This window comes from Gordonia amicalis (genome assembly GCF_022059885.1).
Classification (GTDB): domain Bacteria; phylum Actinomycetota; class Actinomycetes; order Mycobacteriales; family Mycobacteriaceae; genus Gordonia; species Gordonia amicalis.
In genome coordinates, this window is the sequence record NZ_CP091855.1 from 360,098 (window position 1) to 384,255 (window position 24,158).

Genomic DNA, 24,158 nt, shown 5'->3' on the forward strand with positions numbered 1-24,158 from the left:
GCGTGACATCCGGATCAGGAGCAGAGCGTCACAGATCGGCGATGGCCTCGAGCGGCCCCGTCCGGGCCGCTCGGACCGCGGGCCACAGAGCCGCCAGCACACCGACCACCGCCGACGCGACCAGCGTGATCACGATCAGCGACCACGGGATCACCGGCGCACCCAGACCCCAGGCGGCGAGCGTCCGCACGAGCGCCACGCCGATGAGCGTTCCCAGAACCACACCGACCACGGCACCGAAGATCGAGATCAGCACGGACTCCAGATAGATCGAACGACGCACCTGGCCGCGCACCATGCCGATCGCGCGCAGCATGCCGATCTCGCGCTTACGTTCCACCACCGACAACGCAAGGGTGTTGATGATGCCGAGCACCGCGATCAGCAATGCCAGTCCGAGCATCGCGTAGAGCGTGCCCAGCATCTGGTCGATCTGGGCGGAGATCTGTCCCTTGAACTGGTCGCGGTCCTTGACCTGGACGGTCAGGTACCCGGCGGTCGCGTCCTCGAGGCCGGTGCGCAAGGTGTCCAGATCGGCACCCGCCTCGGCCTTCACGAAGACCGTGACGTCGAAACGCGCCGCCGGCGGGACCAGCCGGTCGTAGACCGCGGGCCCGACGACCCACGGCTGAAGGGCCTCGTTGTCGGCGTACACACCGGCGATCGGGACCTGGACCTGCTCGCCCACGGGCGAGGTGAAGTTCAGGACCTGACCGCGTTCCCAGCCCTTCGTCATGGCCGTGCGATGACTGATCAGCATCCCGTCATCCGGCAGCGCCGTCGACGCGCCGTCCTCCATGTCCATGACCGTCACGTCGCTGAGCGGACCACCGAGCGCCGAGAAACCCTGCACCGGCTGATCGTCGACCTTCGCCTGCACGACGCCGAACGAGACCACCTCGCCGACGCCCGGCACGTTCTTCACCGCGGGTGCCACCGTGGGTGGCAACGGTCCCTGGTTGGTCCCCGCGAGGATGTAGTCGGCGGTGATCCCGGAGTCGACCGCCTCGTCGACCGTGCCCTTGAACGACTGGCCGAGTGTGCCGATGATCGCCACCAGCATCAGCCCCAGGGTCAGCGCGAACGCGGTCGCGGCCGAACGTCGGGGATTGCGAACGGCATTGGTGCGCGCGAGTCGTCCGATCGTGCCGAACGGTGCGCCGACCGCGCGGCCGAGCACCCCCACGAACGGCCGTGCGACCGCCGGCCCGACCAGCACCGCGGCCAGCACCAGGCCGGCCGCGCCCGCACCGACCGTCAGAGCCGGTCCGGAGCCCTCGTCCATCGCGCCGACGACGATGGCCACGATCGAAGCCAGGCCGATGACCGCACCGATGACGGTGCGGTTGCGCAACGACGCCGATCCCTCGGCCGCCGATGCGCGCATCGCCTCCACCGGCGGCACCCGTGCGGCGCGAGCCGCGGGCACCCAGGCGCTGACCATCGTGACGACGACGCCGACCAGGATGCCGGCGAGCACCGCGCCGGGCCCGATCGTCAGCTCACCCTCCGGCAGACCCGACGTCGCACTGGTGAATGCCTTGAGCACGGCGGCCAGGCCGATGCCGATGGCCAGGCCCAGCACTCCGCCGATCACGCCGACGACGAACGCCTCGAAGAGGACCGACCGCGACACCTGACGCTGGCTCGCGCCGACCGCCCGCAGCAGCGCGAACTCGCGGTTACGCTGCGCGACGATCATCGAGAAGGTGTTGTAGATGATGAAGGTGCCGACGACCAGACCGATCGCCGCGAACGCCAACAGGATGTACTGGAAGATCTGCAGGAACTCGTTGACCTGCGCCTTCTGGTCCTCCCGCACCTGATCGCCGGTCCGCACGTCGTACAGGTCGGCGTCGGCGCCGAGGAGGGTTCGCACCCGCTCCTGCAGTTGCTCCGGCGAAACCCCGGCGACGGCCGACATGTCGACGAGCCCGACGTGCTTGCCGTCGCTGAACAGACGCGACGCGGTCGCGGCGTCGAACTGCGCGTTGACGTACCCGCCGGTCGAGGTGGGGAGATCGATCAGCCCGACGACGGTGACATCGAGTGGGACGGCGTTGCCCTGGCCGATCACGACCTTGGTCTTCGACCCGACCTTCAGCCCGGCTTCCTCGGCAGCCGAGGAGTTCAGCGCGATCTCACCGGCATTGGCGGGGCCGCGGCCGCCCGGCATGATCCGGGACTCATCGGGATCGAGCGCCTCGCTCTCCGGGATGTAGGTGGTGCCGACGCTCGGGGCACCGCCGGTCTGGATGGCCTTGCCGCCCGAATCGGCAACGGTGATCAACCCGTTGTTGTTGACGACGAGCTTGTCGATGCCGAGTTCGGCACGCTGGGCGCGCAGCTGGTCGACGACCGACAGCGGAACGCCGGGCGACTGCCGGTCGGCAGGCGTCACCTCGACCGCCACGCCCTGCGCAGCGCTGTCGAAGATGTCCGTGAAGGCCTTCGAGATGGAGCTGGTGAACACGATCGATCCGACGACGAACGACGTGCCGAGGACGATCGAGAAGAGGGTCAGGAACAGACGGAGCTTGTGCGCCCGCAGGTTTCGTAGCGAAACCCGGCGCATCACCGATGACGACGCCACGGCTCAGAGCGCTCTGGAGGTCTCGGCGGGAGCCGAGGTGGACGGGGCATCGGCGTGGTGGACAACGTCGAGGTTCTTCATGACCTCGAAGACGTCGTCGGCACTCGGCCGCGCGAGCTCCTGCACGATCTGCCCGTCGGCGAGGAACACCACGCGGTCGGCGTACGACGCCGCGCGCGGGTCGTGGGTCACGATGACGACGGTCTGCCCGAACTCGTCGGTGGCGGCACGCAGGATCGAGAGAACCTCACCCGACGACCGGGAGTCGAGGTTGCCGGTGGGCTCGTCGCCGAAGATGATGGCCGGCTTGCCGATCAGTGCCCGGGCACACGCCACGCGCTGCTGCTGACCGCCGGACAGCTCGCTGGGCAGGTGCGAGAGCCGGTCGGTGATACCGAGTCGCTCGGTGACCGCGTCGAACCATTCGGTGTCGACCGCCCGGCCGGCGATGTCGACCGGAAGGGTGATGTTCTCTTTCGCGGTGAGCGTCGGCACCAGGTTGAACGCCTGGAAGACGAACCCGATGCGGTCGCGGCGCAGCATCGTCATCGCCTTGTCGGACAGTGCGGTCAGATCGGTGTCGCCGATGAAGACACGGCCGTCACTCGCGACGTCCAGGCCCGCCAGACAGTGCATCAGCGTCGACTTGCCCGACCCCGACGGCCCCATGATGGCGGTGAACTCGCCCGCGCGAAACGAGATGGAGACGCTTTTCAGCGCCTCCACGGCAGTGTCGCCCGTGCCGTACCTCTTGGACAGGTTCTCCGCACCCGCAGCCATTCCGTGTTTCGGCTCTCCGGCATCGCGGGCGGCCTCATCAGTCGTCGTCATGCCCTCAACGGTGCCAAATCCGACGACGATGCGCTATCAGGTAATCCCCTGACACCACCCTGAGGCGGTGATTGTCACACTCGTCCCCCCGGCTCCTCGAGTAGCCCCGGAGCCTGCGGAGGGGCGAAACTTTCACACCAAGCAACCCCATGCCGGTTGAGCCGACACCGAGCGCAGCGAGGCGTCGCGTCACCCATGCCGGTTGAGCCGACACCGAGCGAAGCGAGGCGTCGCGTCACCCATGCCGGTTGAGCCGACACCGAGCGAAGCGAGGCGTCGCGTCGAAACCCGCCCGCCACCACACCCCACCGTCCGGCTCGACCAGCACGGCGCGAGGTTTCGACGCGGTGGCTCGCTCCGCTCGCTACCGGCTCAACCAGCAACCCCGATCGCCGCTCGCGGAGGGACGTCAAAGTTACTTCGGCAGCTGGACCTCGAACGAGTGGACGCGGGTGGGCGATCCGGCGTTCTGGGAGACGACGAGCAGCGTTCGGCTGCGCTTCTTCGCGTACGGGGTGTCGGGGTGCCAGTTGCCCCACGCGAGGCCCGACATGTCGCCGGTGGCCAGACGCGGCGTGCCGGTCGTGGAGAAGATCCGACGCTTGGGCATCGCCCTCTCCTTGCCGGAGAGCTTCTTCTTGCCGGTCACCGACGTCGCGTCGCGGGTGGTGGTCCAGAAGATGTTCGTCAGCGTGCCCGCTCCGCGTTCGAGGACGAGGAAGTCGGTGGAGTTGATGGCCAGCACGTCGGCGGCCACCTTGTCGCCGTCGGTGCGATAGACGAACTCGCGATCGGTCTTGCCGAAGGTGAGCAGACGCGCCGACGTGCGTCCGTCCTGCTTGAGCCCGCCCGCGGTGAGCACCGAGACCTGACCCTGCGGCCCGACCGCGAGGCCGGTCAGCCCACGCTGCCCGGCCACACCCGACTTGGACGCCGGGCGCCACGCGGCGGGCAACCGCAGGTCGCGGACGAACTGGCCGAGCGGGCCGATCTGCCGGACGAACTGGTTGTTGCCACCGCTGACGACGGTGTAGCCGCCGTTGGTCTTGCGGATGCCTTCGAACTGCGCACCGCCGGGCAGCAGGGGCACGAACCACGGACCGAGGACCGTGCCACCACCGTTGAGCGCGGGTCGGCCAACGAATGACGCTGTCTCCGAGGAGTATCCGATGCGGGCGGTGAAGAACCGTGCAGGGAGAACGTCCTCCGCGATCAGCGCGTACTGCCCGTTGGCGGTCCGGTCCAGTCCGGTGATCCGGTTGAACGTCGGAACGAAGTCGCCGAGCGTCGTCGTGTCGGTGTAGTACGCGCCGACGCCGGCGCCGGAAGCCGGTGCGGCAGAGGCAGGTTGAACTGCGAGCGGAGAGGTCAGCCCGAGTACACAGGCTCCGACGATCGTGGCCCCCCACAAACGTAGTTTCATGAGAGGCACGATACCTCAACCGTCACATCAGCCCCGGACCGAACCAACCGAGCGGTCGCCGATCAGGCGAGTCGATGCTTCAAGGCATCCAACTCGTCACGCAGCGAGGTGGGGAGCTTGGGACCGATGAACTCGAAGAGCTCCTCGATCGACGGGATCTCCTCGCGCCACTCGTCGGCGTTGAACGCCAAGGCCTCGGCGACGTCGTCCGCCGGCACGTCGAGCCCGGAGACGTCGATGTCCTCCGGCTTGGCGACGATGCCGATCGGGGTCTCGACGCCCTCCGCCTCACCCTCGATGCGACCGATGATCCACTTCAGCACGCGGCTGTTCTCACCGAATCCGGGCCACAGGAAGCGCTTGTCGTCGCCGCGACGGAACCAGTTGACGTAGAACACCTTCGGCAGCTTGGATTCGTCGGCGTTCTTGCCGATGTTCACCCAGTGCTGCAGGTAGTCACCGACGTGGTAGCCCATGAACGGCAGCATCGCCATCGGGTCGCGACGCACGGTGCCGACCTTGCCCTCGGCCGCCGCGGTCTGCTCCGAGCCGACGGTGGCGCCCATGAAGACGCCGGTCTGCCAGTCGCGGGCCTCGGTCACCAGCGGGACGGTCGTCTTGCGACGGCCGCCGAACAGGATCGCCGAGATCGGCACGCCCTTCGGGTCGTCCCACTCGTCGGCCAGCGACGGGCACTGTGCGATCGGGGTGCAGTAACGCGAGTTCGGGTGGGCGGCATTGTGATCGGACTCCGGGGTCCAGTCGTTGCCGAGCCAGTCGGTGAGGTGCGCGGGCGCCGGACCGTCGATGCCCTCCCACCAGATGTCACCGTCGTCGGTGCGGGCGACGTTGGTGTACAAGGTGTTTCCGGCCTCGATGGTCTTCATCGCGTTCGGATTCGAGTCGTAGCTGGTACCCGGGGCGACACCGAAGAAGCCGAACTCCGGGTTGATCGCGTAGAGACGGCCGTCCTCGCCGAAGCGCATCCAAGCGATGTCGTCGCCGACGGTCTCGGCCTTCCAGCCCGGAATGGTGGGCTGCAGCATCGCGAGATTCGTCTTGCCACAGGCACTCGGGAAGGCCGCGGCGATGTAGTAGACCTTGTTCGCCGGGCTGGTCAGCTTGAGGATGAGCATGTGCTCGGCCATCCAGCCCTCGTCGCGGGCGATGACCGACGCGATGCGCAGGGCGTAGCACTTCTTGCCGAGCAGCGCGTTGCCGCCGTAACCCGAACCGTACGACCAGATCTCGCGGGTCTCCGGGAAGTGGGTGATGTACTTCTCGGTGTTGCACGGCCACGGCACGTCGGCCTGGCCGGGCTCGAGGGGAGCGCCCACCGAGTGCAGCGCCTTCACGAAGAAGCCGTCGTCGCCGAGGAGCTCGAGGACACGCGGACCGACGCGGGTCATGATCTTCATCGAGAGGACGACGTACTCGGAATCGGTGATCTCGACGCCCAGCTTGGGGTCGTCGGAGTCCAGCGGGCCCATGCAGAAGGGGATGACGAACATCGTGCGGCCGCGCATCGAGCCCCGGTACAGCTCGGTCATGGTGGCGCGCATCTCGGCGGGCTCGACCCAGTTGTTGGTCGGGCCGGCATCCTCTTCGGACTCCGAGCAGATGTAGGTCCGCGACTCGACGCGTGCCACGTCGGCGGGGTCGGAGCTGGCGAGGAAGGAGTTCGGCTTCTTCTCCTCGTTCAGCTTGACGAGGGTCCCGGCCTTCACCAGGGCGGCGGTGAGGCGCTCCCACTCCTCGTCGCTGCCGTCGGACCAGACGACCCGATCGGGCTGGGTCAGCTCGGCGACCTCAGTGATCCAGGCCAACAGACCCTGATGTTTGGTCGGCGCGCTGCTCGGGTCCAGTCCGGGAATGGTGGCTGCGGTCATCGTTGGGGCCTCCTGCGAGCATGTGACCTGCTGGAATGGTCACCGGTCAGTCGTCTAGGTGTTCAGGATACGTGTACCGAGCGGACGTTAGGTGTGGGGGCCTGCGACTGCGGGTTATCCCACACTCCTCCGATATGGGACCAAAGTCCCTGGAAGACGACCATCGGCCGGCTCCCGAGCAGCTCAGCCGATGCGTCCCGAACCGCCGGAAATCCACTCACCGGTGTCCGGGTCGAGCACGGCCGAGCGGAATCCGCCGTCGGCACCGATCTCGGTGATCTTGTCGACCTGGCCGTCCCGGTCGCTGTCGGTGTACACGGTGAACCCGTCCGGACCGTTGCGGGTCAGCGAGTCGTTGACCCCGTCGTTGTCGGTGTCGACCTCCGCCGGCCCGAGGTCCCAGATCCGGCCGTCCTCGTGCATCCACAGATGGTCGTCGAGGTCGTCGGCGGGCGATTCCGCGTGGATCGCGGCAACCGAGTCCACGTGTGGATCGAGGCCGGTACCGGGTAGGTCTCCGGTCGCGAACGGTCCACCCGGCGCGGACGCCCCGGCGTCGGGGTGACCGGCGTCGAACGGGTCGGAACCCGCGTCGTCGTCGAAGATCGAATCCATCTCTCGCTCACCTGGTCCTGTCGTCGCCGTTGCTGCGGTCGTCTGGGCCGGCCGGATCGTTCGTGCCGGGGTCGGGCTTTTCTGTGGAGCCGGTCGGGCGCGGTCCGTCCGACTCGTCGGCCCGCAACCCCTCGGAGCCCCACAACCACTCGGAGCGGGCGACCAGTTCGCGGCGGATGCCCTCGGCACGGTCACGGCGGATACGCGTCTCCTGCTGCCCGGCCCCGCTGCGCAGCCGCCGGATGTCGTCGTCGATCTCCGCGACCTGCTCGGTCGTCCGCCGTGCCCGACGTTCGTGGGCGCGAGCGATCTGTCCCGCTGTCCGGGTCTCGGCTGCGGAGAACCGCAACCCGAGCTGATGGTCGAGTGCGGAGCGAGCGACCGCGAGCCGTTCGGAGACACGGGTCAGGCGATCGGCACGATCCAGCGCGCCGCGTCGGACGCGGATGACCCAGACCGCCACGCCGATCCCCAACAACAGGGTCAGCGGCATGCTGATCCATTGCAGGGTCTGCACCGAGGCCATCGGTGCGACGACGAGGCGTCCGACACCCAGGCCGGTGGAGGCGCCGATGACGACGAGCAGCGCGTCCTCCGCACCACCTCGGCGCCGCCGGTTGCCCGGCCCGTCGGCAGGCAGCGGGGTGTCGGACCAGGGCTCCCGCGGGGACGGTTCGGGGTCGAGACCCACCAGTGCCGTGGCCGCGACCTCGTCGATGCGCTCGTCGGCGTCGCGGCGGATGTCCTCGGCGAGGTCGGCCCACCGGGTGTCCAACCACGACCGGTGCTCGGCGTCGTCGACCTCCGGAGCATGGTCGGCGGCCGCCGCGAGTTCGCGGACACGCGACTGGAGCTCGGCCGAGCACTGCGCCCGGGCTCGGGCGAGGCCGGCTCGCACGGCGGCGAGACGGTCGATCCGGCCGCGATCCCGCGACGACAGCAGCCGACGACGCGCACTCATCAGGTCGTCGAGCGTTCCGGAGGAGTCGGTGCCGGTTCCCGCGTCGGCGTCGGCCAGCAGATGCTCGACGGCCCCGACGCCGGCCGCGACCCGGGCCCGTTCGAGGCGCAACGCATCGGGGGCCGCGTGCGCCTCGCGTATCCAGTCGACCAGCGCGTCGACGCCTGAGTCGACGACGTCTCCGCCGAGTGCCGCTGCCGCCGACACCCCGAACACCGGCATCGTCCCGAACGGATCGAGGGTCGTGCGGTGGGCCCGCACGATCCTGGGCCATTCCCAGAAGGCGTCGATCTTGGTGCACACGAGCGCGACGGTCCCGATCTGGGCACGCACCTGCTCGACGAGGTGTCGTTCCTCGTCATCCACCGACGACGAGGGATCGACGACGACGAGCGCGACACCCGGCCGGGTTCCGCTGTCGGGTCCGGGTTCCCGGGCCTGAACGTCCCGGGCGTGGATCTCGAGGCCGGGGGCCAGTTCGCGGATGGCGTCGACGAGCGTGCGCACCCCGGCCCCCTCGGTCCCGACCACCAGGACCCCGGACCCGGAACCGACGTGTGCGGCGTCGAACCCGGTCAGTTCGCGCGTCGCCTCGAGGATGCGGGTACTCACCCGAGACCTCCCGCCGCCAGCAGCCGTTCGGCGTTCTCCCGGTCACACCCGCCGGCCGCCGCGCGTTCGAGTTCGGCGCGGATCTCGACCTCGCGCCAGAACCGGACGCGACCGACGCGGTCGGAGATCTCCGTGGTGAGCTGCGGAACCCCGCTGATCGCGTGCAACGCACGATTGAGCGCCGACGCGTCGGCCGCCATGTCCGATCCCTCGGCGATGAGCCGCAGCGCGGTGTCGATCCCGAAGGCGTCGATGCGGCGCAACAGCCCCTGCCGCAGGATTCGCTCCTCCGATCCCGGCGCGCCGACGAGGAATCGCCCGGCCATCGACGGCATCTCGGCCCCCTCGGCGGCCAGCCTCGCGAGGGCGGTGAACTCCGTCGCGTCGAGGTCGGCGCAGGCCAGCAGCTGGGAGACCGCGTGGACGGGCAGGCCGAGTTGTGTCGAGGACCGATTCGCGGCGTCGACCGCGGCGTCCCAGTCGGGATGTGTGTCCGCCTTGCCCAGGACCACCACGACGCGGTCGGCCGGCAACGATCGCAGCAATTCGTGATCGGCCCGGCGCGGCGGCCCGGCCAGCACGAGAACCCAGAGGTCGGCGTCTGCGGCCGCGCGGGCGTCCTCGCCCGGGCCAATCACCGTCAGCGCCAGCCGCTCGCGCAGGGCGCGGGCCATCGTGTCGCGTCCGACGCCCGGCCTGCCGACCACCTGCACATGCAGCGGCCGTAGAAACCGTCGTCCCGCCGCGGAGAGGATCGGGACCAGAGGCGACGACGGCTCGACGAGCCCGGCGAGTCCGCCCTGTTCAGCGGCCATGGACAGGGAGTTCCGGTCCGGCCGTGGCGCTGGTGACGCATTCGTCGATGTGCCCACGTCCGCCCCCACGTCTCCATGCCCTTCTCCACCCGACATCCCGCGTGTTCCGCGGCTGGCCCGAGACTAATCCCGATTCACCCCGATGGGCGTCCTGACCTCCACATCCCCGTCAACTGGCCGTTCTGTCCCCACGAACTCGCTGCCACTTGACGGACACGCCTACCCGCGACTTCGTGGAAATGCCACGATGCGCAACGATGGACGGGTGAACAACAGCGCTGACAGGTCACGGTTGTATCCCCGCGTGACGAGCTTCCGATTCCGCCGGGGGACCTTGACGACCGGGCAGCAACGCAATTGGGAGACCCTCTGGCCCGTCCTCGGCCGCGACCTCGAGATCGGCCCGGAACGCATTCCCGAACCCCAGCTCGACCTGAACGCCATGTTCGGCCGGGACGCCCCCAAGGTGCTGGAGATCGGCAGCGGCACGGGAATCTCGACCGCGGCGATGGCCGAAGCCGAACCCGACGTCGACGTGGTGGCGGTCGAGGTCTACAAGCCCGGCCTGGCCCAGCTGCTCGGTCTCATCGACCGCAACGAGCTGACCAACGTGCGGCTGATCCGCGGCGATGCGTCGATCGTCCTGAGGGAGCTGATCCCGTCGTCGAGCCTCACCGGCGTCCGCCTGTTCTTTCCCGACCCCTGGCCCAAGTCGCGTCACCACAAGCGCCGGTTCGTCCAGACGGGCACACTGGAGCTGATTGCCGACCGCCTCGTCCCCGGCGGCGTGCTGCACATCGCCACCGACCACGCGGGTTACGCCGAGTGGATCGCCGAGAAGCTCGCCACCCAGGACGCCGACGCCCCGCATGTCGTGCAGCTGACCCGCGAGTCCCCGATCCTCCTGGAGCGGCCGACGACGAAGTTCGAGGGTCGGGCGGAGCGAGAGGGCCGGTACGTCAGCGAGTTCGTGTACACGCGGCCCATCCCGCCGGCCTCCGCGTCCGGCGACACCACCGACGGGAGCCCGGCATGACCGACCAGAGCCCTGCCGGATCCCCTGGCGGATTCGCGGACACCATCTCGGGCCAGACCGGCACGCGCCGGATGCTGCTGGTCTGGGATGCGCCCAACATGGACATGGGCCTCGGGGCCCTGCTGGGCGGCCGTCCGACGGCTGCACACCGCCCTCGATTCGACGCGCTGGGCCGGTGGTTGCTGCACCGGACCGCAGATGTGTCAGCTCTCACGGAGGGTGAGAGCGGCGTCGAGCCCGAGGCGACCGTCTTCACCAACATCGCCCCAGGTAGCGCAGACGTTGTGCGTCCCTGGGTGGACGCCCTCCGCAACGTCGGTTTTGCGGTGTTCGCCAAGCCGAAGCTGTCCGATGACAGCGATGTGGACTCCGACATGCTCGACCACATCGAACTTCGCAGGCACACTGTTGGACTAGCCAGCGTGATCGTGGCGTCCGCCGACGGTCAGGCATTCCGCGAGCCGCTCCTCGAAGTGGCCGCCGACGGGGTGCCCGTCACCGTCATCGGTTTCCGCGAACACGCCAGTTGGGCCCTCACCACCGAGGAACTGGAGTTCGTCGACCTCGAGGACATCCCGGGCGTGTTCCGGGAGCCGCTGCCCCGCATCGGGCTGGACTCGCTTCCGGACGAAGGCGCCTGGCTCACACCGTTCCGGCCGCTCAGCGCGCTACTGCGCTGACCGCGCGCGGTGCCTCGTCGGATGACGCCGAGGGGCTCGCTGAGGGTGTCACCGACCCCACACCTCAGGGATCACTCAGGCAACACTGTCAAGATCTCACCGAGAACTGACAGAATCGCGACCGGCACCGTTCACCCCCGGCACGGCGCGCGTCGCGGCGCACCGACGGCCCGACACCCCTGGACCGCGGCCGGCGCCCGACACGTCGCACACGAAAGGACATCAGCGTGTTCCGAGTAATCGGCACATTCGTGTATCGAATGCGCTTCCTCGTCATCGCGGTGATGATCGCACTGATGGCGGGACTCGGACTATACGGCCTCGACCTCAGCAAGCATCTGAGTCAGAGCGGTTGGTTCGACCCCACGTCGGAATCCGATCTCGGCGCCCGCTACGCCGACAAGGCACTCGGCCGCGATCACACGTCTGATGTCATTCTGCTGGTCACGCCACCAGAGGGCACACGGGTCGACGACCCGGCCTTCGGGAAAAAGGTGGAGACCTTCGTCGAAGACCTGATCGCCACCCACCCCGACATCGTCGGGCGCGCCGACCCCGGCCTCTACGACCCGTTCCTCGTGCAGCCGGCACAGAGCGCGGTCCAGGCGCGACTGTTCACCCCGGACAAACGTCAGGCCTTTATCAGCATCGGCGTCGCCGGTGACGACGACACCACGGTGCTGGCGAACTACAACACCATCGAACCGTTCTTCGACGACATCGCCGAACGCTTCGACATACCCGGCGCCACCTTCGAGCTCGCCGGCCTGCAACCCGTCGCCGGGTCGATGGCCGACGGCATGGACAAGGACATCAAGCGCGCCGAGGTCATCGCGCTGCCGGTGGTCGCGCTCATGCTGTTCTTCGTGTTCGGCGGCGTGGTCGCGGCGTGTCTGCCGGTCCTGATCGGCGGCCTGACGATCGCGGGATCGCTGGGCATCATGAAGATCCTCGCGCTGACCACCGAACTCAACATCTTCGCGCAGTCCGTGGTGACGCTGATCGGTCTCGGCATCGCCATCGACTACGGCCTGTTCATCGTGTCCCGCTTCCGCGAGGAACTCGGCGAGGGCTATTCCACCAAGGCGGCGGTCCGAAGAACCGTGATGACCGCGGGCCAGACCGTGGTGTTCTCGGCGACGATCATCGTCGCCGCCCTCGCCTGCCTGCTGATCATGCCCCAGGGATTCCTCAAGTCGGTGGCCTACGGCGCCATCGCGTCGGTCTCCCTCGCCGCGATCCTGTCGATCACGGTGTTGCCGGCGATCCTGGCCATCCTCGGGCCGCGGGTCAACATGCTGTCGATCAGCACCATCCTCAAGTTCACCGCGATCCCGCTGGTCCGGCGCTTCTCGACCGAGGAACGCGCCGTCGCACTCGAGAACCGGTTCTCCGGCCGGATGAAGACCAGCCAGGAAGTCGAGAACGGCTTCTGGGGGCGTCTCGCCACGTGGGTGATGAAGCACCCGGTGAAGACGGCGATCCCGACCGTCCTCCTCCTGCTGGCTCTGACGATCCCGTTCGGGAGCATCCAGTTCGGCGGCATCAGCGAGAAGTTCCTGCCGCCGGACAACTCGGCTCGTGTGGCCCAGGAGAAGTTCGACGAGTACTTCCCCAGTGAGCGCACCGAGGCGGTCAAGCTCGTCATCGTCTACGACCAGACGAACCAGGAAGACCAGAACAAGCTGGAGGCCATCGCACGGCAGGCCGACCAGGTCCCTGGTTTCACCAACAAGTTCAGTGACCCCGACAAGGCCGGCTTCGGCGCGTACGACGCCGAGAAGTACCCGAACGTGGGCGTCTACCAGGTCTCGGCCGGTCTGGTCGATCGCACCAAGGCCGCCCAGGCAATCGATCAGCTCCGTGCGATCGACACCCAGGGCCTCACGATGTACGTGACGGGCACCCCGGCTCTCACCCAGGACTCGATCGACGCGCTGATGAACCGGTTGCCCCTGATGGCGATCATGCTGGTCCTCATCACCGGCCTGCTGATGTTCCTGCAGTTCGGTTCGCTCGTCCTGCCGATCAAGGCGGCACTGATGACCGCGCTCGGCCTCGGTGCGACGCTGGGCATCCTGACCTGGATCTTCGTCGACGGCCACGGCTCCGGCCTCGCGAACTTCACCCCGGGTCCGCTGTTCGCGGCGATCCTCGTGCTGATCATCGCGATCATCTTCGGTCTCTCCACCGACTATGAGGTGTTCCTGCTCTCCCGCATGGTCGAGGCCAGACAGCGGGGCGCGAGTACCACCGAATCGATCCGTAGCGGCATCGCCCACACCGGCGGGATCATCACCGCGGCGGCCGCGATCCTGGTCGTCGTGACAGGTGCGTTCAGCCTGTCCGACATCGTGATGATGAAGTACATCGCGTACGGCATGATCGCGGCGCTGATCCTCGATGCCACCGTGATCCGCATGCTCCTCGTGCCGTCGGTCATGAAGCTCCTCGGCGACGACTGCTGGTGGGCACCCCGCTGGATGCAGACCGTGCAGCGCAAGATCGGTCTCGGCGAGGCCGTACTCGAGGACGAGCCCGACGAGCAGCGCGACTCCGGCGTGGCACGCAAGATGAGTGCGGGCACGCTGGTGGCGGAGGCCCCGACCTCGGTCATGGCCGCGGCCCGGCCGCGTACCGTTCCCGCGGGCGCCGCACCGGCTCGACGCGGAGTGCCCGGCCGCGATGGACGACAGCCGGTTCCCCCGCGTCCGAATGCGCCCGCGTCCAACGCGCCCATCACCAACGCGCCCGCGTCGAGCGCACCGATGACCAACGCACCGATGACACCGACGCGCCGGCCCGGCGCCCCTGCGCAGCGCAGCGGCGGACCGGGTCCCGTGACCCCCTCACCCATGCCCGCGGAGGCCCCCGGGCGCGCGGTCACCGGTCGCGTGGGCCCGTCGACACCGCCGACCGCACAACCGTCCGGCGATCAGGCCTCGCCTGCACCCGAGGCACCGCGGCCCGAACGGCGCCCGACGGCGTCGTACCGGCGACCGGGTCTGGCCAAGGGTGACCGTCCCGACACCGGTGGGTGGACCCTCGGCGAGGGCGGCATCCGCCTCGGCGACGCCGCACCGCGCGCGAACGGTGAACGCCCGACGAGTACCACTCCCCCGCCGGTCCCGACGCCGCCGGTCCCGACACCGCCACCGGCAGCCGCTCCGGCGCGCGACACGGGTTCGCGGTCGCCACTGGGTCGACGCCCCAGCCTCGACGACGCGGGTCGCCGTCCGCTGGCCGCCTCGGTGTCGCCGGAGAACTCGACACCGACGACCCGTGGTCGCCGGACCTCGGGGCCGTCGCCGATGGAGCGTGGGCTGAGCCCGGACGTCACTCCGGCGGCCACCCCCCGGCCGGGAACCGGCGCCCCTGCCGGCCCGCCGTCAGGGGACGCCGACTCCGGCCGTCGCCGGCCGCGCACCGACCGGCACGCCCGATCGGACGAGTCCGGTGACGAGTCCCAGATCAGCGTGCAGGAACTGCTGAAGCGGAGCCGCTCCGAGAAGTGAACAGCGAGAAGTGATCGCCGACGGTCGGTGGAGTTCGCCTCCACCGACCGTGGTGTATCCGGCTATGAATCCCATGGACTCGCGGATCAATTCGGGATGGGCCGGAACTGGGCATTGCCCCGATGTGACTGCGCCCACATCGTGGGCAGGATGTCTGCCAGCACACCAACGCTGGAGGGACAGCCCGCATGAACTCTTCGACCTGGACGTCTCCGGAGCATCGCCGCAGCGTGCTCTGGATCGTCACCCTCGCCGCCGTCGCCATCGTCTTCGACGGCTACGACCTCGTCGTCTACGGGACGGTCCTGCCGACTCTGCTCGATGACCCGGGACAGCTGGGCGAGCTGACCCCGGCGACCGCCGGCGCGCTCGGGTCCTACGCGCTCATCGGCGTGATGATCGGCGCTCTGGCCGCCGGCGCGTTCGGTGACCGGGTCGGCCGGCGTCGGATGATGTTGGTCAACATCGTCTGGTTCTCCGTCGGCATGGCGGCGACCGCCCTGGCCACCGACCTCGTCTCGTTCGGAATCCTGCGCTTTCTCACCGGGATCGGGATCGGCGGCCTGGTCGCGACCGCGGGAGCGATGGTCGCCGAGTTCGCGCCGGCCTCCAAGCGGAACCTGTTCAACGCGATCGTCTACAGCGGGGTCCCGGCGGGCGGCGTCCTCGCGTCCGTGCTGGCAATGCTGTTCGTCGATCAGATCGGGTGGCGCGGCCTGTTCTGGATCGGGGCACTGCCGCTCGTGACGCTGCTCCCGCTCGCGGTGCTGAAGATGCCCGAGTCCCCGCAGTGGCTCGCCGCACGCGGACGGTATGAGGAAGCCCGCGAGATCAGCACGCACACCGGGATTCCGGTGGATCTACGGACACGCCACCTTCGCCAGGAGCCGGCACCGGCTCCGGTGAAGCTCGGCTTCGCCGCCCTGGTGACGCGCCGGTTCGCCGTGCCGACGCTGCTGCTGGGAACGATGAGTTTCGTCGGCCTGTTGCTGACCTACGGTCTCAACACCTGGCTTCCGCAGATCATGGAGGCCAATGGATTCGACGCCAAGGGGTCGCTCTCGTTCCTGCTGGTCCTCAACGGCGGCGCGATCGTGGGCGGCCTGATCGCGGCCCGTCTCGCCGATCAGCGAGGCCCGCAGCAGGTCGTCGCGACATCGTTCTGTCTGGCCACCTTCGCGCTCGTGTGCCTGACATTCGGTCTCCCGCTGCCGATCCTGCTCGTCGCGGTCGCGGTCGCCGGCACGGGCACCATCGGGACCCAGGTCCTGATCTACGGTTTCGTGTCGAACTTCTACCCGACGGAGGCCCGCGGCGCGGGCGTCGCCTGGTGTGCCGGCTTCGGCCGCCTGGGCGGAATCGTCGGCCCGATCATCGGTGGCCTGCTGATTGGCGCCGGTGTCTCGTCGGGGACCGCGTTCTACCTGTTCGGCGGTATCGCGCTCGCCGGTGCGGCGGCCACTCTGATGGTCGTGACACCGAAGGTCGCACCGGCCACCCCGATCACGTCGGCCCCCCTCGCGGCCACCGACCTGTAACCGGCACAACCGCTTTCATCAACCGGCCGGGCGGAGGACTCAGTCCTCCTCCAGGCCGTGTTCGATGACGTAACGGGTCAGTTCCACACGATTGCCCAGCTGCAGCTTCCGGAGCGTGGCCTGCACATGGTTCTCGACGGTACGGTGACTGAGGGACAGCCGCCGAGCGATCTGCTTGGCGCTGAGCCCTTTCGCCACGAGCCGCAACACCTCGGTCTCCCGGTCCGTGAGGGACGGTGTCGCCGCCGAGGCGTCGGGTTGCTGCGACATCCTGCGGTACTCGCCCAGGACGAGACCGGCGAGCCCGGGCGTGAACACGGCCTGCCCGTCCGCGGTCGCGCGGACCGCGGACACTAGTTCCTCGCGGGACGACGACTTCACGAGATATCCGCTGGCGCCGGCCTTCACGGCCTCGAGCACGTCATCTCGTTCGCTCGAGGCCGAGAGTACGAGGATGCGGGTCCGTGGCGACACCTCGAGCACCGCCGCGGTTGCGTCGGCACCTGAGCCGTCGGGGAGTTGCATGTCCATCAGCACGACGTCCGGGGTGACCGCGGCCGCACGACGACCCGCGCTGCCCACCCCGTCAGCGGTGGCCACCACGTCGAACCCCTCGTCGGCGAGGTCACGGGCGACCGCGTCGCGCCAGATCGGGTGGTCGTCGACGACCATGATCCGCAACCGTCCTGCCGCACCGTCTGACACGTGTTCGTCCTCCGACTCGACTGTGCCCATCGGTCCCTCCCTCAGTCCCGCCGACCCTCGGTCTGCCGACGTGGAACGGTGAACTCCCATTCGGTGCCGCCGCCGGGTTCGGTGTCGAGGACGGCCGTGCCGCCCACCGACTCGATTCTGCCGACAATGGATTTCGCGACACCGAGACGTCCCTGAGAGACCGCCTGCGCCAGTCGGCCCTCGACGATTCCGACACCGTCGTCGCGTACGCTCACCACCACGTCGTCCCCCAGATCCTCTACCAGGATGAAGGCGCGCGCATCGGGTCCCGCGTGATGGTGCGTGTTGTCGAGAGCGTTGACCACGGCGGCGCGGATCTCGTGCCCGATGCGGGCGGGTACGGGGACGGGGTCGGCGGGTGCACTCACCGAGATCCGATCGTCGGCGAACACCCTCAGTGCGGCCGCGAGATCCAGCTCCCCGGTGCCCGGCACGCCGACGCCGTCCAGGTCTTCTTCGGCACCGGCATCCCCGGCGTCGGAGATCAGTCGACGCAACGCGCGTTCCTGTTCGGCGGCCAACGACGCCAGTTCTGCTGTGGGGCCACCGATCTCACGACCTCGCCGGGCGATGAGCGCGAGCACCTGAAGCACTCCGTCGTGCACCTCGCGCGACAAGCGCTCACGTTCTTCGGCGGCCGCCGCGATACGTGCTGCGGCCGAGAGCTTCTCATGCGTTCGGCGGGCGTTCGCCGCGGCGAGTCCGACGGCCATACCGGTCGCGACGATCACGATGATCGTGGCGTTGCGTCCGAAGTTCAGGTTCAGCTCGCCCTTGACGAAAGTGCTCGTCCCGCCGACGACGAGGCCCGCGAGGATCCCGTACGTCGGGCCGGCCAGGATGGCCACCGAGATCACCGCGTTGGTGGCCCACAGCGTCGTCGGCCAGGTCTGGTTGTGCCATGCCCACCCGGCATCGGCCACATATGAGGTGGACAGCATCAGGCCGCAGACCACGACGACCTCGGCGGTCACCCAGTAGCGGTTGCGGGCGAATCCGATGAAGTAGCCGATGCCGCTGACCAGCGTCCAGGCGGTCAGCAGACCGAAGAGCGCCCACGCGACGGCACGATGCTCGAGGTCGTCGTTGATCGCGATCTGGAAGCCGAGCGCATACAGATACGACAGCAACCGGAAGATCTGCGCGCCGCGCCACAGCGGGCCGACCGGATCGGCGTCGACGGCACGGGCCGGCCGTCCGGCCTCGGTGTGCCGCATCTGCGCGACCCACCGCGCGAACGGCTCTGCGCTCACGATGGTCCCGGTTCCCGGGGATCCGGCTCGGACTCATCGGATCTCGGTGTCTCACCACCGGGCCTCGTGCCGCGCTCGGCCACCGCATCCGCGGTCGCATCGGGATCGGCGGTGTCCCACACGGGTTCACTGGGTTCGACCACGTGACCACCGGCGGCCTCCTGGTCGTCGGCCGCGCCCTCGCTGTCCTTCAGGTGCCGTATCGCGGTGTTGAGGAAGGCGATGAGCGGTACCGCGAGCAGGCCGCCGATGATCCCCGCCGAGACCAGCCCCGCGGCGATGCCCAGGACGACCGCGACCGGATGCAGCCGCACCGAACGTCCCAAGAGGAATGGTTGCAGCACATGGCTTTCGAGCTGCATGACGCCGACGACGATGGCGAGGGCCACGACGGCCGCGAGCCAGCCCTGGGTGATCAGTGCGACCAGCACCGCCAGCGAACCGCTCAGCAGCGCACCGACGATCGGGATGAACGCGCCCAGGAACACCAGCGACGCCAGCGGAAGGGCGAGCGGAACCTGCAGGATGGCGAGGCCCACGCCGATACCGCAGGCGTCGACGAAGGCCACGGCGACCGTGGCCCGCACGTAGCCGACGAGCGTCCCGAATCCGGCGATCCCCGCTCGCCACACCCGGTCACGGGTCGCGACGGGTACGACGCCGACCGAGAACCGCCAGATCTGATCACCTCCGTAGAGGAAGAAGATGAGGAGGAAGAGAGTGAGCAATGCGCCGGTGATGATCTCGCTCGCCGTGGTGGCGGTGGCGAGCGCGCCGCTGGTGACCCGATCCTGGTTGTGCTGCAGGAAGTCCAGGATGTCGGTACCCGCATTGCGCACCTGCTCGGGGTCGAGGTCGAGCGGCCCCTCGATCAACCACTCCTTGGTGCGCTCCACTGTTGCGCTGACCTCTTCGACGAGCTGCGGCACGCCCCGCATGAACTCGCGCACCACAAAGGTCATGACACCCGCGATGAATCCCAGCGCGAGCAGGATGTTGAGGAGCACGGCCAGGGATCTCGGCACCCCGCGACGGTCGAGGGCGTCGACCGCGGGTACGAGCATCGCCGCGATCAGGATCGCCAGCGCGACCGGGACCAGCACCTCCTCGAACTCCACGAAGAGCTTGGCGGCGACGTAGGCCGCGAAGAGGAGCAGGAGCAACCGCCACGCCCATTCCGCGGCGGCTCGCACCTGCGGGTGGACCCTGGCACGGTCGAGGGACGCGAGGTCCGGGGCAACATGCGGCCGACCGGCCGGTTCGGCTTCGCTCACGAGAGCAACAGTAGACAGTCGATCTACCCAATGGTGGTGGACATACGGCGATACAGCCTGGCCTAAGGTGTCACGTATGTCGGAGGATATTGGCTCGCCGGGGGACGTGACCCCGCGCTCGGCCACCCGTCCCCGCTTCTGGTGGGTGCGGTGGGTCCTCCTGGCCGTCGTCCTGGTGATCCTCGGTGTCGAGGTCGTGCTGATCTGGCCCGAGCTGAAGAAGGCCTGGCTACGCATCGGCGACATCAAATGGCACTGGGTGTTCGCCTGTGTCGTGGCCGCGATGCTGTCGATGGACAGTTTCGCGCAGGTCCAGCGCGCGCTGCTGCGTTCGGCAGGCGTCCGGGTCACCCAGTGGAAGTCGCTGTCGGTCATCCTGGCCGCCAACTCGCTCAGCCAGACGATGCCGGGCGGCCAGGTGCTGTCGCCCGCCTTCACCTACCGCGAGACGCGCAAGTGGGGTGCGACCCCGGTCGTCGCGTCGTGGCAGGTCGTCATGTCGGGGCTGCTGGCGGGCGTCGGCCTCGCCGTCCTCGGTTTCGGCGGCGCGATGCTCGCCGGCGCCAAGACCAGCCCGTTCTCCGTCGTGTTCTCGGTCGCCGGTCTGCTCGCGGTCGCGGTGGTCCTGCAGTACCTCGCCAGCCATCCGGAATCTCTGAAGAACACCGGCATCCGGGTGCTGGGCTGGATCAACCAGCTCCGCAACAAACCCGACGACCACGGCACCGAGAAGCTCTTCGAGACCCTGGAGCAGCTCCGCGCGGTCCAGCTGACCAAACGCGACACGTCGGTCGCCTTCGGTTGGAGCCTGTTCAACTGGGTCGCCGACGTGGCGTGCCTGATGTTCGCGTGCTGGGCCGTCGACGCGCACCCGAGCATCTCCGGACTCATGGTCGCGTACGCGGCCGGCAAGGCCGTCGGCACGGCGATCCCGTTGCTCCCGGGCGGCATCGGCGTGGTCGACGCCGTGCTGGTCCCGGCCCTCACCAGCGCCGGGATGCCCGCCGCCGACGCCATCACCGCAGTCCTGATCTACCGGATCATCAGCTACGTCTTCGTCGCGGCGGTGGGCTGGGTGGTCATCGCGATCATGTTCCGCAGCCGGATCAGACGCGACGACACGTTCATCGACGCGGTCGAGCGGGACGTCGACGCGACCGCATCGGAGGACCCGTCCCGTTCGGAGTCCGGTCAAGGGTCCGACACTGATCCCCCGCCAGACCCGGTACGGTAGACCACCATGCCGATCCCGAACCCCACCGAGGCGGGGACCTCACCGGCGCGCGGGACCGCGACCGGACCGGTTGCCGCCCTGTTCGACGCGGTGGCCATCACGATCTTCGTGGTGATCGGCCGGGCCAGCCACGAAGAGGGCTACGCACCGGTCGCCTTTCTGCACACGCTGTGGCCGTTCCTCGTGGGCTGCGCGGCCGGCTGGTCGATCACCTACGTGTACGCCCACGTGCGGTCCAGCGACTTCTTCGGCCACGACTTCCGTCCCGACCGCGTGGTACCGGTCGGGATCGTCATCTGGTTCTGCACCGTGACCGTCGCGATGATCCTGCGCTTCATCCTCAGCCAGGGCGTGGCCGCCAGCTTCGTCATCGTCGCGACCGTGACGCTCGCCGTCTTCCTGCTCGGATGGCGCGCGGTCTTCGCCTACCTCGGCCGGCGCGCCGCCAGGCGATGACACGTGGCCGGCGTCCTCGACCGGCCGACGTCCCCGGCTATTTGATGGTGAAGTACTTCTGCGCCACCTGAAGCGCCGCGGTACCCGACTTCGGACCTTCGGTATAGATGACGACCACCTGTCCGCCCTGGATGCCGACGAACCAGCCCGGTCCCTCCGGGCCGTTGGTGCCGACCAGCGCCTTCAGCCCGGGTGCCCGGGTGAGGTCGCTGGCATCACCGGTTGCCGCGGTGGTGGTCATCGCCTTCAAGATCGGTCCGACGAGAGCGGGGTCGAGGCCGCCGAGCTCACCGCCGGCGACCTTGGTGGGCACGTTCCTCAGGACGAACGGCGGCACCGACGAGGGCTGACCCGCCGCGGCGCGTGCCAGTGCGACGCCGAGCGCACCCATGTTGGTCATCGACATGTTCGTCTGGCCCGGGCGGTAACCGATGGTCGCGATACCGGGCTGGCCCGGCGTCGGAACGCTGGCCCCCGGCACGGTGAACTGGACACCGAGACCCAGGCGATCGAGCAACGTGTCCGCCTGCTCGGGCTGCGGCCCGGCAATGCGTCCGACCTCGTCGAAGACCGGGTTCAGCGTCGAACCGACCGGGTAGGCCCGATCGACCTCGATGCTGCGCTCGGCTGCATACGTGTTCTGCGCCATGCCCAGGATCGCGCCGGTCTGGGCGTCGAGGGTGAGGATCGTGGCGGGCTGCCCGACCTCGACCGCGGCGTCGCCGAGGGTCAGCTGCACACCCTGATCGACGGTCGACAGCACATCGGGTCCGGGCGGTCCCTGCTCACCTGCGAGGCGGCGCGGCCGGACGCCGGGGTTGACCATCTCGACCTGCCAGCCGGCTGTGGCGTCGCGGATCGCCTGCCAGTAGTTGGTCAGGCCGTCCTCGAGCGGCGACGACAGCCGACGGTCGGCCATGACGAGCTGATCGGTGCGGTTGACACTCACGCCGGGCACACGCGCGGGGTCGCCCGCGAGAACCTGCATGTCCGGATCGCGCAGCGTGACGGCGATGACCGACTTACCCGGCGTCTCGGCCAGCTTCTCGCTGATGACCGCTGGGGTGATCAGCGGCGCGATCGGCGCGATCACTCCGGCCAGCGCTCGGGTCGTGGCCGCCAGATCGCGCGTCTGTGCAGGGTCGATGACGATTTCGTTCACCGGTTGGAGATACATGAAGACCTTGTTCGAGCGACTGCGCACCGACGGTGAGGGCGTCGCGTCGGTGCGGATCTCGCGGAGGTGACCTCCGGCGCCGAGACCCGGATGCAGGATCGCCGGATCCCACGTGACCTTCCAGCCCGACGACAGCTTCCGGGCAGTTCCTTCACTGCTCGCCTCGTAGGCGCGTCCCTTGTCCCAGTTCCACTTCGTGGTCAGCGCGAAGGTCGCGGTGCCGTCGCTGTATTCGACGGGTTTCTCGACGTCGACGTCGATCCGTTGCGCAGACATCGATTTCAGCGTCGTGATCAGACTGTCGCCGGCCTGACCGGGCGCGGTGGTGAGCTGCGCGGCACCGCCGGCGTCCTGTCGGCTCAGCGCGCTGGCGAATGCGTCGATGGCGGCGGCAGCACCGGTGTTCGACGATCCGGTGAGCGAACAGGAACTCACCACGACGGCACAGGTGACCGCGGCGCAAGCGGCGGATGTTGCGCGCTTGACCCAGATCTTCATGACGACAATCTTCACTCTTGTCACACTCGAATTCGACGCTCCCAGCTTCCATTCGGGAATCAAGCCGGTCACGAACTCATCTCGTCCCGCAATCTGCGGGTCGCATCGGTCCGGGACGTATGGTTCGATCCACCAAACGGGGGACAAGCCGGGCCGAGTCCGGCCTGCGCCGACTGCGATGATGGAGCCATGGCTTTCACGGTGATCCCCGGCGACGATCGCATGGTCACGACGACCGACTGGCTCACCTCACGACACGGGTTCTCCTTCGGCGATCACTACGATCCCACGAACACCCACTTCGGTGCTCTCCTCGCGTTCAACGAGGAGGAGGTGGCGGCCGGCGCGGGCTTCGACCTCCACCATCATCAGGAGAGCGAGATCGTCACGTGGGTCGTCTCCGGAACGCTCGTGCATCGCGACTCGGCCGGCCACTCCGGAGTGCTCTATCCCGGTCTCGTACAGCGGATGAGCGCCGGTACCGGGGTAGAGCACTCCGAGCGCAACGACTCCTGGCCCGGGCTGGCGGGTTCCGGGACCGAGCCGGTGCACTACGTGCAGATGTGGCTGATGCCCGACCGGCACGGACTCACCCCGTCCTACGACCAGGCCGACGTCGCCGACCAGCTGTCGACCGGTGAGCTGGTCCCGGTCGCCTCCGGGGCCCCCGACCGTGGGGCCGCGATCTCCCTCGCCAACGCCGGCGCCACGCTCTACGCCGCGCGGCTGCGCGCAGGCGGGACCGTCGAACTCCCGGCCGCCCGGTTCACCCACCTGTTCGTCGTCGACGGGCAGGCCGAGGCCACCGTCGACGGGGAACCTGCGCCTCTGGACGCCGGCGACACCGTCCGCGCCGTCGACGCCGACCTGATGTCGGTCACGTCTTCTGCCGGCGCCGAGATCCTCGTGTGGTCGATGGCGACGGGGCTCGGCGGTTCCTGAGCCACCCCAGCAACCCCCCGCCGGTTGAGCCGACACCGAGCGAAGTGAGGCGTCGCGTCGAAACCCCTCCCGCCACCGAAC

Annotated in this window: 18 protein-coding genes; 7 read left to right on the forward strand and 11 right to left on the reverse strand. The window is 68.7% G+C overall.

The window, feature by feature from the left end; translation table 11 throughout:
* Positions 1-28: 28 nt before the first annotated feature.
* The 7 genes from IHQ52_RS01650 to IHQ52_RS01680 form a co-directional block, all read right to left on the reverse strand.
* On the reverse strand, positions 29-2,575 hold the full coding sequence (locus tag IHQ52_RS01650; RefSeq protein ID WP_035760668.1) for an ABC transporter permease: 2,547 nt from the start codon (positions 2,573-2,575) through the stop codon (positions 29-31).
* A gap of 21 nt (positions 2,576-2,596) precedes the next feature.
* The gene (locus tag IHQ52_RS01655; RefSeq protein WP_096274789.1) at positions 2,597-3,424 is read right to left on the reverse strand and encodes an ABC transporter ATP-binding protein; all 828 of its coding nucleotides are present in this window, start codon (positions 3,422-3,424) and stop codon (positions 2,597-2,599) included.
* Between the two features lie 415 nt (positions 3,425-3,839).
* Positions 3,840-4,847: an esterase-like activity of phytase family protein gene (locus tag IHQ52_RS01660; RefSeq protein ID WP_191834590.1), complete on the reverse strand. Its 1,008-nt coding sequence runs from the start codon at positions 4,845-4,847 to the stop codon at positions 3,840-3,842.
* A gap of 62 nt (positions 4,848-4,909) precedes the next feature.
* Positions 4,910-6,736 carry a phosphoenolpyruvate carboxykinase (GTP) gene (locus IHQ52_RS01665; protein WP_096274791.1) on the reverse strand — a complete coding sequence of 609 codons (1,827 nt, stop codon included), beginning with the start codon at positions 6,734-6,736 and terminating at the stop codon, positions 4,910-4,912.
* 183 nt (positions 6,737-6,919) lie between these two features.
* Positions 6,920-7,351 (reverse strand): DUF6802 family protein, encoded by a 432-nt coding sequence (locus tag IHQ52_RS01670; protein WP_096274792.1) that lies wholly within the window; start codon positions 7,349-7,351, stop codon positions 6,920-6,922.
* Positions 7,352-7,358: 7 nt separating this feature from the next.
* Complete coding sequence (locus IHQ52_RS01675; protein ID WP_096274793.1) at positions 7,359-8,924, reverse strand: ERA-like protein 1; 1,566 nt, start codon at positions 8,922-8,924, stop codon at positions 7,359-7,361.
* Complete coding sequence (locus IHQ52_RS01680) at positions 8,921-9,739, reverse strand: hypothetical protein (RefSeq protein WP_191834591.1); 819 nt, start codon at positions 9,737-9,739, stop codon at positions 8,921-8,923. The genes IHQ52_RS01675 and IHQ52_RS01680 overlap by 4 nt, the downstream gene beginning before the upstream one ends.
* Before the next feature lie 247 nt (positions 9,740-9,986).
* Here IHQ52_RS01680 and trmB point away from each other — a divergent pair, with 247 nt between their 5' ends.
* From trmB to IHQ52_RS01700, 4 genes are all read left to right on the forward strand, one after another.
* Positions 9,987-10,775, forward strand: a complete 789-nt coding sequence (gene trmB, locus IHQ52_RS01685) for a tRNA (guanosine(46)-N7)-methyltransferase TrmB (protein ID WP_006436795.1) — start codon at positions 9,987-9,989, stop codon at positions 10,773-10,775.
* Positions 10,772-11,455: an NYN domain-containing protein gene (locus tag IHQ52_RS01690; RefSeq protein WP_191834592.1), complete on the forward strand. Its 684-nt coding sequence runs from the start codon at positions 10,772-10,774 to the stop codon at positions 11,453-11,455. The genes trmB and IHQ52_RS01690 overlap by 4 nt, the downstream gene beginning before the upstream one ends.
* Positions 11,456-11,682: 227 nt before the next feature.
* A complete protein-coding gene (locus IHQ52_RS01695; protein ID WP_191834593.1) occupies positions 11,683-14,970 on the forward strand; it encodes an MMPL family transporter in 3,288 nt (1,095 codons plus the stop codon).
* A gap of 188 nt (positions 14,971-15,158) precedes the next feature.
* A complete protein-coding gene (locus IHQ52_RS01700) occupies positions 15,159-16,508 on the forward strand; it encodes an MFS transporter (RefSeq protein WP_191834594.1) in 1,350 nt (449 codons plus the stop codon).
* A 39-nt stretch (positions 16,509-16,547) separates the two neighbouring features.
* Here IHQ52_RS01700 and IHQ52_RS01705 read toward each other — a convergent pair whose 3' ends face one another.
* The 3 genes from IHQ52_RS01705 to IHQ52_RS01715 are packed head-to-tail and all read right to left on the reverse strand — an operon-like array spanning position 16,548 to position 19,770.
* On the reverse strand, positions 16,548-17,243 hold the full coding sequence (locus IHQ52_RS01705) for a response regulator (RefSeq protein WP_096274796.1): 696 nt from the start codon (positions 17,241-17,243) through the stop codon (positions 16,548-16,550).
* 11 nt (positions 17,244-17,254) lie between these two features.
* Positions 17,255-18,496: a MacS family sensor histidine kinase gene (macS, locus tag IHQ52_RS01710; RefSeq protein ID WP_191834595.1), complete on the reverse strand. Its 1,242-nt coding sequence runs from the start codon at positions 18,494-18,496 to the stop codon at positions 17,255-17,257.
* On the reverse strand, positions 18,493-19,770 hold the full coding sequence (locus IHQ52_RS01715) for an AI-2E family transporter (protein WP_191834596.1): 1,278 nt from the start codon (positions 19,768-19,770) through the stop codon (positions 18,493-18,495). The genes macS and IHQ52_RS01715 overlap by 4 nt, the downstream gene beginning before the upstream one ends.
* Positions 19,771-19,846: 76 nt before the next feature.
* Here IHQ52_RS01715 and IHQ52_RS01720 point away from each other — a divergent pair, with 76 nt between their 5' ends.
* Entirely contained in the window at positions 19,847-21,004 is a 1,158-nt protein-coding gene (locus IHQ52_RS01720; protein ID WP_191834597.1) for a lysylphosphatidylglycerol synthase transmembrane domain-containing protein, read from the forward strand.
* Positions 21,005-21,010: 6 nt separating this feature from the next.
* Entirely contained in the window at positions 21,011-21,460 is a 450-nt protein-coding gene (locus IHQ52_RS01725) for a DUF3054 domain-containing protein (protein WP_191834598.1), read from the forward strand.
* A 37-nt stretch (positions 21,461-21,497) separates the two neighbouring features.
* Here the strand turns inward: IHQ52_RS01725 and IHQ52_RS01730 are convergent, their stop codons facing one another.
* A complete protein-coding gene (locus IHQ52_RS01730) occupies positions 21,498-23,135 on the reverse strand; it encodes an NTF2-like N-terminal transpeptidase domain-containing protein (protein ID WP_191834599.1) in 1,638 nt (545 codons plus the stop codon).
* Between the two features lie 189 nt (positions 23,136-23,324).
* Between IHQ52_RS01730 and IHQ52_RS01735 the strand changes: the two genes are divergently transcribed.
* Complete coding sequence (locus IHQ52_RS01735; protein ID WP_096274797.1) at positions 23,325-24,077, forward strand: pirin family protein; 753 nt, start codon at positions 23,325-23,327, stop codon at positions 24,075-24,077.
* Positions 24,078-24,158 lie beyond the last annotated feature (81 nt).